General features: G+C 71.7%; 14 protein-coding genes and 1 tRNA gene. 2 read left to right on the top strand and 13 right to left on the bottom strand.

What is annotated here, in order from left to right; all coding sequences use genetic code 11:
• Nucleotides 1-15: 15 nt before the first annotated feature.
• The 7 genes from OG266_RS27375 to OG266_RS27345 all read right to left on the bottom strand — a co-directional run bounded on the left by OG266_RS27375 (nucleotide 16) and on the right by OG266_RS27345 (nucleotide 7,752).
• Entirely contained in the window at nucleotides 16-1,608 is a 1,593-nt protein-coding gene (locus OG266_RS27375; protein WP_371548875.1) for an acyl-CoA carboxylase subunit beta, read from the bottom strand.
• 155 nt (nucleotides 1,609-1,763) lie between these two features.
• Nucleotides 1,764-2,555, bottom strand: coding sequence for a S16 family serine protease (locus tag OG266_RS27370; RefSeq protein WP_266461019.1), 792 nt, complete (start codon nucleotides 2,553-2,555; stop codon nucleotides 1,764-1,766).
• Nucleotides 2,556-2,638: 83 nt separating this feature from the next.
• Entirely contained in the window at nucleotides 2,639-3,280 is a 642-nt protein-coding gene (locus OG266_RS27365) for an IclR family transcriptional regulator (RefSeq protein WP_266461017.1), read from the bottom strand.
• A 495-nt stretch (nucleotides 3,281-3,775) separates the two neighbouring features.
• The gene (locus OG266_RS27360; RefSeq protein ID WP_266461015.1) at nucleotides 3,776-5,578 is read right to left on the bottom strand and encodes a DEAD/DEAH box helicase; all 1,803 of its coding nucleotides are present in this window, start codon (nucleotides 5,576-5,578) and stop codon (nucleotides 3,776-3,778) included.
• Nucleotides 5,579-5,696: 118 nt separating this feature from the next.
• A complete protein-coding gene (locus OG266_RS27355) occupies nucleotides 5,697-6,071 on the bottom strand; it encodes a type II toxin-antitoxin system death-on-curing family toxin (RefSeq protein WP_371548874.1) in 375 nt (124 codons plus the stop codon).
• Nucleotides 6,068-6,259 (bottom strand): hypothetical protein, encoded by a 192-nt coding sequence (locus tag OG266_RS27350; RefSeq protein WP_329547349.1) that lies wholly within the window; start codon nucleotides 6,257-6,259, stop codon nucleotides 6,068-6,070. Before OG266_RS27350 ends, OG266_RS27355 begins: the two co-directional genes overlap by 4 nt.
• 47 nt (nucleotides 6,260-6,306) lie before the next feature.
• Nucleotides 6,307-7,752, bottom strand: a complete 1,446-nt coding sequence (locus tag OG266_RS27345) for an MFS transporter (protein ID WP_371548873.1) — start codon at nucleotides 7,750-7,752, stop codon at nucleotides 6,307-6,309.
• A 234-nt stretch (nucleotides 7,753-7,986) separates the two neighbouring features.
• On the opposite strand from OG266_RS27345, the gene OG266_RS27340 reads away from it, so the two are divergent.
• Nucleotides 7,987-8,061: transfer RNA gene (locus OG266_RS27340), tRNA-Cys, on the top strand.
• A gap of 208 nt (nucleotides 8,062-8,269) precedes the next feature.
• Nucleotides 8,270-8,539, top strand: a complete 270-nt coding sequence (locus OG266_RS27335; protein WP_266461004.1) for a hypothetical protein — start codon at nucleotides 8,270-8,272, stop codon at nucleotides 8,537-8,539.
• A 76-nt stretch (nucleotides 8,540-8,615) separates the two neighbouring features.
• On the opposite strand, the gene OG266_RS27330 is transcribed toward OG266_RS27335, so the two are convergent.
• From OG266_RS27330 to OG266_RS27305, 6 genes are all read right to left on the bottom strand, one after another.
• Nucleotides 8,616-9,773, bottom strand: a complete 1,158-nt coding sequence (locus OG266_RS27330) for a serine hydrolase (protein ID WP_266461000.1) — start codon at nucleotides 9,771-9,773, stop codon at nucleotides 8,616-8,618.
• Between the two features lie 227 nt (nucleotides 9,774-10,000).
• A complete protein-coding gene (locus OG266_RS27325; protein ID WP_371548872.1) occupies nucleotides 10,001-11,179 on the bottom strand; it encodes an SUKH-4 family immunity protein in 1,179 nt (392 codons plus the stop codon).
• Between the two features lie 236 nt (nucleotides 11,180-11,415).
• On the bottom strand, nucleotides 11,416-11,544 hold the full coding sequence (locus OG266_RS27320; protein WP_371548871.1) for a hypothetical protein: 129 nt from the start codon (nucleotides 11,542-11,544) through the stop codon (nucleotides 11,416-11,418).
• A 7-nt stretch (nucleotides 11,545-11,551) separates the two neighbouring features.
• The gene (locus tag OG266_RS27315) at nucleotides 11,552-13,858 is read right to left on the bottom strand and encodes a molybdopterin cofactor-binding domain-containing protein (RefSeq protein WP_329547344.1); all 2,307 of its coding nucleotides are present in this window, start codon (nucleotides 13,856-13,858) and stop codon (nucleotides 11,552-11,554) included.
• Nucleotides 13,855-15,408, bottom strand: a complete 1,554-nt coding sequence (locus OG266_RS27310) for a 2Fe-2S iron-sulfur cluster-binding protein (protein WP_371548870.1) — start codon at nucleotides 15,406-15,408, stop codon at nucleotides 13,855-13,857. Before OG266_RS27310 ends, OG266_RS27315 begins: the two co-directional genes overlap by 4 nt.
• Nucleotides 15,405-16,298, bottom strand: a complete 894-nt coding sequence (locus OG266_RS27305; protein ID WP_371548869.1) for a xanthine dehydrogenase family protein subunit M — start codon at nucleotides 16,296-16,298, stop codon at nucleotides 15,405-15,407. The genes OG266_RS27310 and OG266_RS27305 overlap by 4 nt, the downstream gene beginning before the upstream one ends.
• Between the last annotated feature and the right edge of the window lie 23 nt (nucleotides 16,299-16,321).

The following is a 16,321-nucleotide window of genomic DNA, read 5'->3' as shown; positions in this document are numbered from 1 at the left end:
CGGCGGCCAATGCGTTTACAGCGGGATGTTGCCGTGCCGCCGCTCGGGGACGGCGGCACGCTTGGTGCGCAGGGCGCGCAGCGCCCGGTTGATGTGCGCCCGCGTCTCGTGCGGCGGGATGACGGCGTCGATGTAGCCGCGCTCGGCGGCGGCATAGGGGGTGGCGTAGGTGGCCTCGTAGCGCTCGACGAGGCGGGCGCGCAGCGACGCCGCCCTCTCCTCACTCTCGGCGGCGGCGTCGGCGAGTTCGCGCCGGTGTATGACGCTGACCGCGCCCTCGGCGCCCATGACGGCGATCCGGGCGGTGGGCCAGGCGACGTTGACGTCGGCGCCGAGGTGCTTGGAGCCCATGACGGCATAGCCTCCGCCGTAGGCCTTGCGCACCACGACCGTCACCTTGGGCACGGTGGCTTCGGCGTACGCGTACAGCAGCTTGGCGCCGCGCCGGATGATGCCGCCGCGCTCCTGCCGGGCCCCCGACAGGTAGCCGGGGACATCGGTGAAGGTCAGCAGCGGGATGCCGAAGGCGTCGCAGAACCGGACGAAGCGGGCCGCCTTCTCGGAGGCGTCGATGTCCAGTACGCCGGCGGAGTGGAGTGGCTGGTTGGCGACCACGCCCACCGACCGGCCCTCGACCCGGGCGAGGGCACAGAGGATGTTGGGCGCGAAGAGCGCGTGCACCTCGCAGAGTTCGCCGTCGTCGACGACCGTGCGGACGATCTCGCCCATGTCGTAGGCCAGGCCGGGGCGGTCCGGGACCAGGTCGTCCAGCCGCAGATCAGCGGGCGTCGGGGCGAGGCCGGTGTAGGCCGGGGCGTATTCGGGCGGCCGCTCGCGGTTGTTGGCCGGGAGGTACGACAACAGGTCGCGTACGGTGTCCAGGGCCTCGTCCTCGTCGTCGGCGAGGAAGTGCGCGTTGCCGTTCTCGGTGTTGCTGGCCCGGGCGCCGCCGAGCTCCTCGGCGGTGGTGCGCTCCCCGGTGACCGCCTCGATGACGTCCGGGCCGGTGACGAACATGTGCGAGGTACCGTCCACCATCACCGTGAAGTCGGTGATCGCCGGCGAGTACGCGGCTCCGCCCGCACACGGCCCCATGATCACCGAGATCTGCGGGATGACCCCGGACGCCTCCACATTGCGCCGCACCAACTCGGCGTAGAGCGCGAGCGAGGCCACGCCCTCCTGGATGCGGGCGCCGCCGGAGTCGTTCAGCCCGATGACCGGGCAGCCTGTCTTCAGCGCCAGGTCCATGACCTTGACGACCTTCTCGCCGAAGGCCTCGCCCATGCTCCCGCCGAACACGGTGGCATCCTGGGCGAAGACACAGACCTGGCGCCCGTCGATCGTGCCGAATCCGGTGATCACCCCGTCGCCGTACGGCCGCTTGTCGTCGTCCCCCGCGCGCGCCCGTACGAAGACGTCGGTCTCGGTGAAGGAACCCGCGTCCATCAACCGCTCGATCCGCGCTCGCGCCGTCTGCCGCCCGCGCTCCCGCTGCCGGTCCACCGCCCTGGCCGGCGCCGCGGCCAGGGCCTGCTCCTGTCGGCGCGCCAGGTCGGCGACACGACGCGCCGTGCTGTCGGCAGGGGACGCTTCCGCGATACTCATCAATGCCACCTCCGAAGGGGCTTTCGAATATCGCAGCCATCGGAAGCGGGACGGGGCAATCACCGTTCCCTGTGGGTTAGTTGAGCGTCAGGGGCCGCCGTTTCGTCGCGGCATGACAACGGCTCGGCCGGTCCGCGGCCCACAACGGACAGGCCCTAGCAGCTCGGTACCGAGCCCTTCCCCGTCTCCAGCGCCACCAACGCACTCACGGCACCCTTCAGCGTGGTCACCGGAACCAGCCGCAGCCCCTTCGGAAGCTCGGACTTGGCGTCGGAGCACTCGGCCTTCGGGACCAGGAACACCGTCGCCCCATCCCGCCGCGCGGCCTGTGTCTTCAGGGCCACGCCACCCACCGCGCCCACCGTCCCGTCGACGTCGATCGTGCCCGTACCGGCGATGGTGCGGCCGCCCGTGAGGTCGCCGCCGGTGCCGTCGCCGTCGAGCTTGTCGATGATCCCGAGGGTGAACAGCAGGCCGGCGCTGGGCCCGCCGACATCCGCGAGCTCCAGGGTGACCTTGACGTTCTTGTCGCTGAGGTCGAGGTAGTTCAGCGCGGCCTCGGTCGCCGCGTCCTGCGACTCCTTCATCTGGGCCTCGTTGTGCTGCTCGATCTCCTTGACGCTGTCCCCGGTCGGATAGACGGAGTCGCGCGGCATGACGGCCTGGTCGGTGCGGAACCAGCCGTCGATCACCGCACCGAGCGAGACATGCGCGTCAGGACCGGTCGCCTCGATGGTCGTCATCCGCAGCTGCCCGCTCGTGTCCCGGGTGGCCGCCCCGGAGATCGTGATCACCGGGGTGTCCTGGTCCGCACCGAGAACGTTCGCCGTCATCCCCGGCTGCGCCACCGAGAACGGCAGCGGCGCGAACAGGGCCGTGGCGATCAGACCCACGACGGGCAGAGCACAGACGGCGACGGCTTGGGGGCGCGTGAGGCGAGAGAGCACGGGATCAATCTAACGGGACGGGCTGACACGCTCGGCCGCGGGCAGTCGTACAGCTGATGTCACGGTTGCTGTCGGGGCCGCCGTCAGCGCAACGCGTCCGCGACCTCCCGAGCCGCATCCAACACCCGCGGCCCCACCCGCTCCGGCACGGAGTCCGCAAGCATCACCACACCCACACTCCCCTCCACCCCGGTAACCCCGACAAGAGGAGCCGCAGCCCCACTGGCCCCCGCCTCCAACTCCCCATGCGTCAAAGTGAACCCGCACTCCCCCACCGGCGCCTGCCGCGCGGCAAGAATCGCCCGCCCCGCAGCCCCCCGGTCCAGCGGATGCCGGAAACCGGCACGATAGGCAACGTGGTAATCCGTCCACGTGGGCTCGACAACAGCGACGGCAAGCGCCTCGGTCCCGTCGACAAGCGTGAGATGGGCCGTCGCCCCGATGTCCTCCGCGAGCGAGCGCAACGCGGGCAGCGCGGCCTCCCGCACCAGCGGATGCACCTGTCGCCCGAGCCGCAGCACCCCGAGCCCGACCCGGGCACGGCCGCCCAGATCACGCCGTACGAGAGCGTGCTGCTCCAACGTGGCGAGCAACCGGTACACAACGGTCCGGTTCACTCCCAGTTTGTTCGAGAGTTCGGTGACGGTCAGCCCATGATCGGTGTCGGCGAGCAGCTTGAGGACGCGCAGTCCCCGGTCGAGCGTCTGAGAGGTCTCCGCGGTCACGACGCCCACTCCTTAGTGGTGAGGTCGACGGCCCCCTCGCGGCGGTTGCGACACCGAGTCCCGTCGGCGACGCGCTACAGAGGCCGCCGGTCGGCTGGCGACCCGGTTCTCCCGGGCGGAGTCGCTTCACGGCTGCGCTCCGCGGCGGCGCTGCCACGGGGCGTGTGCGTAGCGGGACAGTAGCGAGCCGGTTCGCTCAGCGGAAGGCACCGTCCAGAATCCGGTCATCGGCTGGTACGGACTGATTTCGTTTGCCCCGATTCGCACGGCGCCCGCCACCCGGCGTGCACGCCCCTTACACAGAGCGCACACGCCACAGCACACGCCGGCACCCGACGAAACACGCCCGCACGCACCCGCAGCCACGCGCCGCACTCCGGGCCACACGCCCCGCGCGGATACGTATGCGCGCCGGTCACTCGGAGCACCCGCCCGGCGCAGACCCGAACACCCACGCCGGTCCCCACCCTCACCGCCCAGGCAAAGCGCCCAGCGTCACCGCATCCGCGTGGCCCACTCCTGCACCTTGGCGATCCGCTGCCGCAGCTGGCCCGCCGTCGCCTCCGCGCTCGGCGGCCCCCCGCACACGCGCCGCAGCTCGGTGTGGATGACACCGTGCGGCTTGCCGCTCTGGTGGACGTACGCGCCGACCATGGTGTTGAGCTGCTTTCTGAGCTCCAGCATCTCCTTGTGGGAGACCACGGGCCGACGCTCGGCGGGCAGTTCGAGAAGGTCCGCTTCCTCATCCGGCTTCTTGCGGCTGTGCGCAATCTGCCGGGCCTGCCGCTTCTGGAGCAGGAGCTGCACCTGGTCGGGTTCGAGCAGCCCCGGAATCCCCAGGTAGTCCTGCTCCTCCGCGCTCCCCGGGTGGGCCTGCATGCCGAACTCGGCGCCGTCGTACAGCACCCGGTCGAAGACGGCCTCGGACTCCAGCGCCTCGAAGGAGAACTGCTCCTGCTCCCCGGTGTCCTCGTCCTCCTCCCGGTTCGCCTCCTCCATCTCCTTCTCGGAGTCGGCGTACGGGTCCTCCTCGCCCTCCTTCTTGGGCTTGTCGAGGACGTGGTCGCGCTCGACCTCCATCTCGCTCGCGAAGCCGAGGAGGTTGGGAATGGTCGGCAGGAAGACGGAGGCGGTCTCGCCGCGGCGCCGGGAGCGCACGAAGCGTCCGACGGCCTGTGCGAAGAAGAGGGGCGTGGAGATGGTGGTGGCGTACACGCCGACGGCGAGCCGCGGCACGTCCACGCCCTCGGACACCATCCGCACCGCGACCATCCACCGGTCCTCGCTGTGGCTGAACTCGTCGATACGGTTCGAGGCGCCGGTGTCGTCGGACAGGACGAGGGTGGCCTTGGTCCCGGTGATGTCGCGAATGAGCTTGGCGTAGGCGCGGGCCGACTCCTGGTCGGAGGCGATGACGAGCGCACCGGCGTCCGGGATGCCCTTGCGCACCTCCGTCAGCCGCTGATCCGCGGCGCGCAGCACACTCGGCATCCACTCGCCGCGCGGGTCGAGGGCGGTGCGCCAGGCCTGCGAGATGGCGTCCTTGGTCATCGGCTCGCCGAGCCGGGCGGCGATCTCGTCGCCGGCCTTCGTACGCCACCGCATGTTGCCGCTGTAGGAGAGGAAGATGACGGGCCGCACGACGCCGTCGCCGAGGGCGGACCCGTACCCATAGGTGTAGTCGGCGGAGGACCGCCGGATCCCGTCCCTCCCCTCCTCGTACGTCACGAAGGGGATGGGGTTGGTGTCGGACCGGAAGGGCGTACCGGTGAGCGCGAGGCGCCGCGTGGCGGGCTCGAACGCCTCCAGGCACGCCTCGCCCCACGACTTGGAGTCACCGGCGTGGTGGATCTCGTCGAGGATGACGAGGGTCTTGCGCTGCTCCACCCGGTTCCGGTGCAGCATGGGCCGCACACCGACACCGGCGTACGTCACGGCGACGCCCTGGTACTCCTTGCTGAGCGGCCCCGCGCTGTACTCGGGATCCAGCTTGATCCCTATCCGCGCGGCCGCCTCCGCCCACTGCTTCTTCAGATGCTCGGTCGGCGCGACCACGGTCACCTGCTGGATGACATGGTGATGCAGCAGCCAGGACGCGAGCGTCAGCGCGAACGTCGTCTTGCCGGCGCCGGGTGTGGCGACGGCCAGGAAGTCGCGTGGCTGCTCCTGGACGTACCTCTCCATCGCCCTCTGCTGCCAGGCACGCAGCTTGCCGGCGGTGCCCCAGGGGGCGCGGCCGGGAAAGGCGGGTGAAAGGTGATGGGACGAGGAAGCGGCACTGGCGGCGGTGGTAGTCACGGTCTCCGTGGTGTGGGGTCGAGCGGCTCGGCTACGTATGACAACCGGGCCACCCTACCGGCGCCCCGACCACGTCAACGCGCGGACGACGCCGGGTCACCCGTGGATGGGACTCAGGTCACAGCGCGCGCAGCCGCCCCGCGATCACACCGATGTCGTTCTCCTCACCGGAGGCCACGCCGATGACCAGGTCGTACGCCGCGTCCTGGTCGCAGGCCGCGAGATCGACCCCGTTCGCGGCGAGGAAGGTCGCGGCGGCCAGCCAGGCGGTCCGCTTGTTGCCGTCGACGAGAGGGTGATTGGTGGCGATGGCGTGCAGCAGGGCCGCGGCCTGGTCGTGCAGGTCCTGGTAGGCGGCGACGCCGAGCATGCGGGCACGGGGCCGATGGACGGCCGAGGCCAGCAGCCCCGGCTCACGCGTCTCGGGCACCCGCCCGCCGAAGGCCACCGCGGCGAGGTCCGTCACTTCGGCGACGGTGAGGTGACGGGTCATTCGCCCAACCTCCGCAACAGTTCGGCGTGCTCGGCCGCCAACTGTGCGGCGAGCGAGCGGATGAGCGCACCCTCCTCCTGCAGATACCTGCGTACGGCCTCCTCCGCGACCTCCTCGGGCAGGCGGTCCTGCGCGTCGGCGAGGTCGGCGAGAGCCCGCTCCAGGGTGGGATCGAGACGGAGTTCCATACGGAGAACGTAGGGCACGACGCCAGCCGGTTTCGACCGGTTGACGATCACCGCTCCCGCACCCGAGTAGTCACCCACGCCCCCACCAACGCCACCCCCGCCATCGGCAGGAACACCGCCGCGAAGGCAGCCGGATGCGAGCCGGATGCCGAGGTGGCCGCATGGCTCACGGTGCCCCCGCCCAACGCGGCGAAGGCAGCACCGCCCGCGGCGAGCAGCACCACATTGGCCAGACCGTCGGAGATCTGCAGCGAGGCGGAGTTGGTACCGGCCTCCTCCGGCGCCGAGAGGTGCAGCAGCAGCACGCTGGTCGAGGCGATCACCAGGCCCATCCCCAGGCAGCCGAACGCCCAGGCGACGGCGACGATCCACACGGGCACGGCGGGGATCAGGACACTCGGCGCGGCGGCGATCGCTGCCGCGACCAGCACCATGCCGAGGAACATCAGCCGCTCGCGGTACGGCTCCACGCGCGGCCTCGACTGGATGTACGACCCCAGCGCCCAGGTCCCGCCGCCCGCCGCGAGCGAGAACCCGGCGAGCGTCGGCGACAGCCCCCGCTGGGTGACCAGCATGAGCGGTACGAAGGACTCGGCGGCGATGAAGGAGCCGGCCGCGACCCCGCGGAGCAGCACCACGGACGGCAGTCCGCGCGCCGCCCGGTAGGTGCCGCGGGGCAGCAGCCCGAGGACGGCCGGGACGAGCAGCGCGACGCCGACGACGGCGGGGACGAGCGAGAACCAGGTCAGATCCTGGGCGGCGTACTGAAGGATCCCGGCACCGCACGAGATCCCGAGCGCGAGCCGGATCCGCCGCCGGTCGAAGGGCACACGCCCCTTCCCCTCCGCCCCCTCCTCGGAGCTGGACGTCCGCCGCCGTATCTGAGGCAGCGCGAGGCCGAGCGGCAGAAAGACCAGGACAGGTATGCCGATGAACACCCACCGCCAGCCGAGGTGTTCGGTGACCGCGCCCGCGGCGAGCGGTCCGACCACGGACGGGATCACCCAGCTCGCGGCGAACGCCGCCATGATCGACGGCCGCAGCCGCTCGGGATAGGCGCGCCCCACGACCACGTACAAGGCGACGATCACCAGCCCACCGCCGAGCCCCTGTACCGCCCGCCCGAGGATGAACAGCCACATGGTCCCCGCGGTGCCGCACAGCAACAGCCCGGCGGCGAAGGCGGATATCCCCGCGGTCAACGAGGCGAGCGGCCCGTCCCGGTCCGACCACTGCCCGGCGAGCACCATCCCGAACAGGCTGGTCGTGAAGTACCCGGAGAAGGCGAAGGCGTACAACGACACCCCGTCCAGCTCCCGCGCCGCCACCGGCATAGCGGTCCCGACCGCCGTCGCCTCGAACGCGATCAGCAGCACGACGGAGACGATCCCGATACTGAGCGCCCGATAGCCCCGGCCCAGAACACCATCATCGGCATCGGAACCGGCCCCTGCCGGAACCGTCGTGGCATCGCGCGCACCCAGGCTTGTCATGCCCGTCAGCGTAAGGGTCACAACCGACCCTGACCCCTGTCCGGAGTCCGTGATCGACTGAGCCTTTGGTCGTACGACCACTGCTCACGCGGAACCCCCGCACTCCCGCCCGTTCATGAACGGCACATGGCAATCCCATTGCAGCGCCCGCCCACCCCTTGAGCCCCGTCCCCACCCCCGCCTACGGTCAACCCATCAGGTTCGGAACGAGTGAGCCGTGCCGCACCTGAGAACGGCCGTGTGCCCGAGTGGTTTAGGGACTCGCCTGCAAAGCGAGTTACGTGGGTTCGATTCCCGCCACGGCCTCCACAGCCTGACCAGGCAGAACGAAGGGGCGGCATCCTCGACAAGGGTGCCGCCCCTTCGGGTGACTCCGGGCCCCCGGAACGCTGTTGTTCCTGCTTTGTTCCTCCGCGACCACGGTGACCGGAACGTCGGCGGCGGCTACCGTTGGGAGGCGCCAACTTAGCTGGGCGGCAACCGAGTTGGACGGCGAATGCCGAGGTGGGGGCGAGGGATGAGACGGCTGTGGGGGCTCGGCGTGGCGGTGACCGCCGGGGCGGCGGCGCTGCTGATCGCCGGATGCGGCACTCCGACGGATTACAGCGAGATCGTCACGTTCACCGACGAGCACGGCCGCGTCTGCACCGCGGCGGTGGTCGTCGACCAGGAGCAGAACGAGGGCGACGACTACGAGATCTCCAGCCTCGACTGCGACTACCCCCCGGAGGGCCGGACGCCGGGGCCCACCCGCTACTCGCCCCTGCCGGAGCGGGATACGGAGTAACCGGCGTCGGCCACACCCTCACCGGACGGAGCCAGGCCAACAGAGCCGGGACGATCGCCCGCACCAGCATTGACGATCACCGCGTGCGCAGCAGCGTGCACACAGCCTCCTCCTCGAACTCGCGGAGCTTCCGCAGCAGCTCCGGGGTGTCGCGGTTGATCTGGCTGGTGAGGGAGACCGTGAGGGAGCGTCGGCCGTCCGGGGTGGCGGCGATCAGCTGGGTGTATCCGGGGGTGTTCCCGGTGTGTCCGAGGACCGTGCCGCACCGGGTGGCGTAGCGGAAGATGCCGAGGCCTGCGGTGTTGCGGCCGGGGCCGGCCGGTTCGGAGGCGCCGTCCACCCAGCGGCGTTGCTCGCGCAGTACCGCCCGCGAGGTCAGTTCGCCGCTCGCGTAGCCGCGGACGAACCGGTTCATGTCGCGCGGTGTGGAGATGATGCCGCCCGAGGCCCACACCCCTGAGGTGCCGATCAACTCGCTGACGTCCTCCGGTGGTTCCGGCGGGCTGACGGCGTAGCCGTGCATGAAGGGCTCGGGCATCTCGTATCCCTGCGGAAGGCTGGTGTGGTGCAGGCCTTGGCGCTGGTAGACGGTCTTGCTGAGCAGTGTCTCGTAGGGCTCCCCAGTCACGGCCTCGGCCATCAGGGCGACGGCGATGTTGTCCGAGTTGGAGTAGAGGTACTCGGAGCCCGGGCGGAAGTGCAGAGCCTCGTCCTTGACGAAGTCGAGCAGTCGTCGCGAGTCGAAGTGGCGCCGGGGGTCGGCCACGATGAGACGGAGGAATTCCGGATCGGTGCTGTAGTCCGGCAGCCCGCTGGTGTGCTGCAGCAACTGACGGAGAGTCACCCGGCCCCAGGCGCGTGGCAGCTGAGGCAGGCGCTTGCGGATCGTGTCGTTGAGGCCGAGGGCATGGTGCTGGACCAGGTACAGCGCTACCGCGCCGCTCAGGGCCTTGCTCGCACTGGCGGTCCTCGTGTGGTCGCTCGGCTCGATCTGCCGGCCGGTCGTGACGTCGGCGACGCCCGCCCGCAGGACCTGGCTCCTCTGCCCGCTCTGCAGCATGACCACCGCTCCGGGCGGGCCTCCCCGAACCGCGACCAGTGCGTCGAGCTGCCGCTGGAGCGAGTCCAGGTGGTCGAAGGCATCGTCGTCGGGAACAGCAGGAACAGCAGGACCAGCGGGAAGAGCGCGATCGGCGCGAGCATCGGGAACAGCGGTGGCCGGTTGCGGCACCACGCTTCCGACACAGACAGCGGCCAGCAAGGTGAACAGTCCAAGGCGCAGGCGAGGGCTGTGTGGACGCGGATGCGGATGCGGCACGGTGACTCCCTAGGGCGGACGGAGACAGGGCACGCTCAGCATCGGCAGGTGATGGTGTCGAGCGCGCGCGTTCCTGCTCCATACGGCCGATACCGAGCCCGGCATCGGTCACGAGGACGGTCTACCGCCCCGCCGGTCCGCGTTCACGCGTACAGCATTCCGCCCGCCCGGTCCTCGAATATCTCCGGCCAGTAGCGCCAGCCGTCGTCGCCGGGTGCGGCCGGGGTCGGGTCGCAGGCGAGGGGGTCGACCGTGGCGAGGGTCTGGGTCATGGTGGCGGCGAGTTGTTCGTAGGCGTCCGTGAGGTCGTGGGCCGCGTCCAGGGACTTCTCCCGGTGCAGTAGCCAGAGAGTGAAGGCGAGTGTGGAGATGTCGGCGTTGAGGGGGCGGAGGGTGAGGTCCGGTTCGCTCCAGGCGAGGACGGCGCCCGTGGTGCCGTCGACGACGAGGTTCGTGTCCTCCAGCAGTAGGCCGAGGCGTATCAAACGGTCGGCGGCGTCCGGGAGTTCGTCGACGGTGAAGTCGCCGGGGCGTTCGTCCGCGTAGTACTCGCTGAGCGCCGGCAGGGGCACCTCCGTGTCCAGCTGGAAGACGAAGCCGTCCTCCGGGAGGCCCGTCTCGCGCAGGAAGCGGCGTGTCGGCTCGTGCGTGAGCGCGGTCGGGAAGTCGACGTCCTCGAAGCACATGATCTCGCCCGTGCCGAACTCCTCGTCCAGCAGCCGCTTCGGCAGGTCCAGGACGAGTCCCTCACCGGGGCCCGCGATCCGGGCCAGCGGCCGGATCAGCGCGGCCATCCTCCAGAACGCCGGCACCTCGTCGCCCGCCGCGCCCTCGAAGACGGCGGCCAGCCGGTCCGACGCCTCCGTGACCGCCTTCGGGCCGAACCCCGCCCGCTGGGACGCGGACTGCCCGCGGGAAGCCGTCAGCTCCTCCGTGGCCGCCGCGAAGCGCAGTAGCGCCTCCAGAGAGGGGGCCAGCGGTGAGAGGTCCATCGGTGTCGGGTTCGGGTGCAGGTGCGCCGTGGAGACCTTCCCCGTCGCCCCGTCGAGGACGATCGCCTCCAGGTCCCGGTCGAAGCTCCGCAGGGCGCCTATGACCAGCTGGTCCTGGAGCTCCCCCGCGAGTCGCTCCGCGTCGACCGCCAGGTCCGCGACCCTGCGCAGCCCGTGCTCCCGCAGCGTGCCGAACCCCACCAGCGTGCCCTCGCAGGGCAGTCCGGGGCCCGACAGCCGGCGCCGCGTCCCGTCGTGCGTGATGTACGGATACAGCTCGTCGTCGGTCAGTGTGATCGCGCCGCCGACATCGGTGTCAGTCGTGCTCATGGCTCCCCCGCGCATGTGAACGCATCGTGCTTCCCCCGAGCAAGGAACGCCCCGTCGTCCAGGGGCAGTTCCCACTAAGTCAGAACCATACGCCGCACCACTGACAACGCCGGAAACACGCAGGCACAGACGATGCACAGACGGAGCACGGACCGGAAACGCCCGGGTACGGTCCGATCACGGGCCCGGAATCACCCGGTTCGTGCCATCCATGGACAAGACGAAACTCCCCCGCCTCAGGCGAAGTACACGCCACCCACGACAACCACCACGGCCGCCACCACGAACAGCAGCACCCACAGCGCCAGCTTCCCGACACCGGGAGCGGGTTCGTAGCGCGGCGGCTCGGGCTCAGAGCTGCTCATGACGTCGTCACGGTGTCGTCACCACAGCCGCCTGCGGCCGGATCGGCAGCCGGTTCACCGGCCGCCCCGTAGCCGCCCGCACCGCCGCGGCGACCGCCGCCGGAGACGTCACGACGGGCACCGCGCTGGCCGCCTTCGCACCGAAGGGGGCGACCACGTCGCGCTCCTCGACCAGCTTGACGATGCGGATGTCGGGGGCGTCAAGGGAGGTGGGGAGGGCGTAGCCGGTGAGGTCCGGGTGGCGGACAAGCCCGCGCGCGGTGCGCAGGTTCTCCGTCAACGCGGCACCCACTCCCTGGGTGACGCCCGCCTCGATACGGGCCGCGAGCTGGGCGGGGTTGAGGATCCGGCCCACGTCCTGGGCCAGGGCGAGTTCCACGACGCGGACCGAGCCCAGCTCGATGTCGACGTCGACCACGGCACGGATCGCGCAGAAGGCGAGGCCTACGAAGGCGTCGCCCTGGCCGGCCGCGTCCAGGGGCTCGGTCGGATGGGGGCGGCACTGGGCGGTGGCCCAGAGCTCCTTGCCGTCCATCGCCTCGGTGACGGTCGTGGACAGCACACCGTCGTACGAGGTGATCTTGCCGTCGGTGATCTGGAGCAGCTCGGTCGACATCCCGAACTTGTGCGCCAGGGGCTGCAGCAACTGCGTACGGACCATTTTCGCCGCGCGTTCCACCGCTCCGCCCGACACCCAGGTGTGGCGGCCGCGGCAGCTCGGGCCCGCCGGGGGCTGGTCCGTGTCGACCGGCGCCACGTGCACCTCATCGATACCGAGCGTCTCCTGGACGATCTGCCGGGCCAGCGTGGTGAAGCCCTGGCCGGTCTCCACGGCCGCGCAGAGCACCGTGGCGACCCCGTCGTGGACCTTCACCGTGGCCGTCGACACCTCGTCCGCGCCCTCGGCACCGAGCATGTGCACCATGCCGAGGCCGTAGCCGACACCCCGGCGTACGGCGCCGGGTTCGCCCGCGCCCTCGGGGCCGCCCGGGAGCAGCCACTCGTCCTCGGGCGTGTCCTTGGGGAGCGCGGGGAGCGGGAAGTCCCGTACGGCCTGAAGCAGTTCGGCGACCGGGGCCGGGCAGGTCACCGTCTGACCGGTGGGAAGTACGTCCCCCGTAGCCATCACATTGCGCAGGCGCAGCTCCGCCGGGTCCATGCCCAGCTTCTTCGCCAGCTTGTCCATCTGCGCCTCGTAGGCGGCGCAGACCTGCATGGCGCCCTCGCCGCGCACGTGGCCGGAGGGCGGGTTGTTGGTGCGTACGGCCCAGCCCTCGATGAAGGCGTTCGGGACGACGTACGGGCCGCAGGCGAAGGAGACCGCAGCGGCCAGAGACTCCGACGAGGTGTCCGCGTAGGCGCCGCCGTCCAGGAGGATCTGCGCCTCGACCTTCACCAGCTTGCCGTCGGCGTCCGCGTGGTGGCGGTAGCGCAGCAGCGTGGGGTGGCGGTGGGCGTGGCCGAGGAAGGACTCTTCCCGCGTAGCGGTGATCTTCACCGGGCAGCCGGTCTTCAACGCCAGCAGGCCGAGCGGGAGTTGCAGGCCCTGGTCCTCGCGGTCGGCGGTGGCTCCGGGCACGCCGGTGACGACGACCTTCACGCGCTCGGGCTCCAGGCCGTAGCAGGCGGCGGCCGTGTCGCGGTCGGTGTGCGGGTCGGTGGACGCCACGTAGAGCTCGACTCCGCCGTCGGGGCGGGGCACGGCGAGGCCCGCCTCGGCGCCGACGGGGGCGGGGTCCTGGCGGCCGATGCGGTACTGGCCCTCGACGACGATCTCGCCGGTCGCGTCCGGGTCGCCGTGGCGCAGCGGGATGTGCCGGATCAGGTTGCCGTCGGGGTGCAGCGGCTCGGCCTCGAAGGCGAGCTCCGGGTCGGTCACCGCGTCGAGCATCTCGTACTCGACGATGACGGCCGCGGCGGCCATCCGCGCGGTGTCCGGGTGATCGGCGGCGACGGCCGCGATGGGCTCCCCATGGTGGCGTACGACCTCGGAGGCGAACACCGGGCGGTCGGCCCTGCCCCGGCCGTGCACCGGGGTGCCGGGCACGTCCTCGTGGGTGATGACGGCCCGTACGCCGGGCATCTCGCGCGCGTGGCTGGTGTCGATCGACACGATGCGCGCGTGCGGGTGGGGTGATCTGAGCACGGCGGCCCACAGCAGGCCCTCGGCCCACAGGTCGGCCGCGTACGGGAAGGTGCCCTCCGTCTTGGCGCGGGCCTCGGCGGCCGGCAGTGAGACTCCGAGCCCGTGCGGGAGGGGCTCGGGGCCCGCCTCCTGCGCCGCGGGTGACGCGGTCGCGGTTTCGTTGCTCACGCCTGGCCTCCGTCCTGGCCGTACGGCTGCTCATGCGGCGCCTGGGGGTCGTACGACGTGTCGTACGGGGGGTTGTACGCAGAAGTGTCCCCGTACGCCGCGGGGTTGACGCCGCCCGCGCCCGGACCCGCCTGGTGCGGGATGCGTGCCTCGTCGGCGTCCGGCGCGGACTCGGCGGCTGCCGCGGAGTGCGCCTCGCGTTCGGCGACGACCTCCTGCACGGCGTCCAGGACGCCGCGGTAGCCGGAGCAGCGGCACAGGTTGCCGCACAGGGCCTGGCGGGTCTCCAGCTCGTTCGGCGCGGGGTTGCCCTCGAGCAGGTCGTGCACGGTCATGGCCATGCCCGGTACGCAGAAACCGCACTGCACGGCGCCGCACTTGGCCAGCGCGCGCTGCACGTCGGAGGGCTGTCCGTCGGTGGCCAGGCCCTCGACGGTGCGCACCTCGCTGCCCGCGGCGGTGACGGCGGGCACCAGACAGGAGGCCACGAGCCGCCCGTCCACCTGGACGTTGCAGGCGCCGCACTCGCCCTGCGAGCAGCCGTCCTTGGCGCCCGCGAGGCCGAGGCGCTCGCGCAGTACGTAGAGCAGCGATTCGCCGATCCAGGCGTCGGTCACGGGGCGGTCGGCGCCGTTGACGCGCAGGACGTAGGAGGCGAGGGGGTGTTCGTCGTGCCGGGCTGTGGCGGGGGTCCCGGCGTCCTCCGCCTCTTCGGCGGCGACGGCCTCGGAGGCCTCGGGCGCCCCGGAGGCTTCGGAGTCCTCGTGAGCCTGGTCCGCGCCTGGCGCCTCAGGAGCCTCGTGAGCGGGCTCGGCGGCCTGCTGGGCGGCCTGCGCGGGCAGTTCGGCGGATGACTGCCCCGGCGGCCGTACGAGGCCTTCAGCGGGCGTCTGCGCCGACGGCCGTACGGCGTCCTCGGCGGCCTGGTCCCTCGGGTCGGCGGACCGTTCCCTCGGGTCGGCGGACCACGCCTGCCCGATGGCCTCCGTCGCCCAGGGAGCGGCCGCGCCGCCGGGGAGTGTGGCGGGCGGCGTCCCGCCCCACTGCTCGACGAGCGCCGAGGTGGTGAACTCACCCGATTCGTCCGGAAGATCCCCACCGGCCACCGGAATCGACCACTGCCCGGTCACGTCGTGCCCGGAAGGTCCAGAGGGTCCGGCCTGACGCGGTTGCCCGCCACCGCCCTGCGTCTGCGTGACGTCCCCGAAGTCCCACTGCCCGGTGACCGGCGGCTGGTACGTGAACCCGTCGCGGCCGGCTTCCGGGGGGACGGCATTCGGATCCGGCCAGTCGACGGCGCCGGCCTGCGCGGCCCACGCCCCCGCCTGCGCCGGGTCCGCAGCGGCGGGCGCCGCGGGCGGCACGTCTATCTGCGGCGGCACGTAGCCGTGCCCGGGGGCCGCGAGCGGCTCACGCTCGGCGAGGAGGGCCTCGATGCCGCCTTCGGGGAGCTTGACGAAGGCCGTGGCGCCGTCGTCGTAGTCACCCTGGGGCAGCGGATCCCACCGGCCGCCCTGAGGGGCGCCCTCTCCGTGCTGGTCGTCGGTCACGACAGTGCCCTCCCCAGTGCTCGTCGGGCCAGCGCGGCGACGGTGCGACGCAGGTGCAGTACGGCGGGCGGAAGCGGTTGGACGGAGCCGTCCTCGGCGGGGACGGGGTCGGGGATGCAGGCCGCGGCGACGTACTCCCCGAAGGCGCTGAGCGCCTCCGGCACGAGCGTGCGCTCCCCGTCCCAGTCGATCAGCTGGGCGACCCAGGCCTCGGCGTCCAGGGGCCGCAGCGGCATCGGCGCTATGGCCCCGACCGCGCACCGCACTCCGCGCCTGGCGGGGTCCAGGACGAGCGCCACGGACGCGATCGCGCGCCCGGGCCCGGTGCGTCCGGTCGCCTTCAGGAAGACCTGCGGCGCGTGCAGCAGCGGCACGCGCACGTAGCCGATGAGTTCGCCGGCGCGGAGCATCTCCACGCCCGCGAGCAGGTGCGAGACGGGGATCTCGCGGCGGGCTCCATCAGGGCCCGCGATGATCAACGCGGCTTCCAGGGCGGCCAGTACCGGCAGCGCGTCCCCCGTGGGGGACGCCGAGGCGATGTTGCCGCCCAGGGTGCCCGCGTTGCGGATCTGCGGCGGTCCGGCGGCGCGCGCGGAGGCGGCGAGCGCCGGGATGAGGGCCGCGAAGTCGGGGCGGCCCATGCGTGCGTGGGTGAGCCCTGCGCCGAGCAGCGCGTGGCCGTCCTGGTACTGCCAGCCGCGGATCTCGCTGATCCTGCCGAGACCCACGAGTGCGGCGGGCCGCAGCTGTCCGGAGTTGACGGCGGCCATGAGGTCGGTGCCGCCCGCGACGGGAACGGCGGCGGGCATGGCGGCCAGAGCCGCGACCGCCTCGTCCAACGAGCCGGGCAGCGTCACGGCCTGCGCCGCCTGCGGTGCGTGCGTGGTCAAACCGGCTGCCCCTTCCCGCTGCC

The organism is Streptomyces sp. NBC_00554 (assembly GCF_041431135.1).
In the GTDB taxonomy this organism is placed as follows: Bacteria; Actinomycetota; Actinomycetes; order Streptomycetales; family Streptomycetaceae; genus Streptomyces.
Note: the sequence above shows the minus strand (reverse complement) of the source record. Positions and strands in the feature narration are given on the sequence as shown.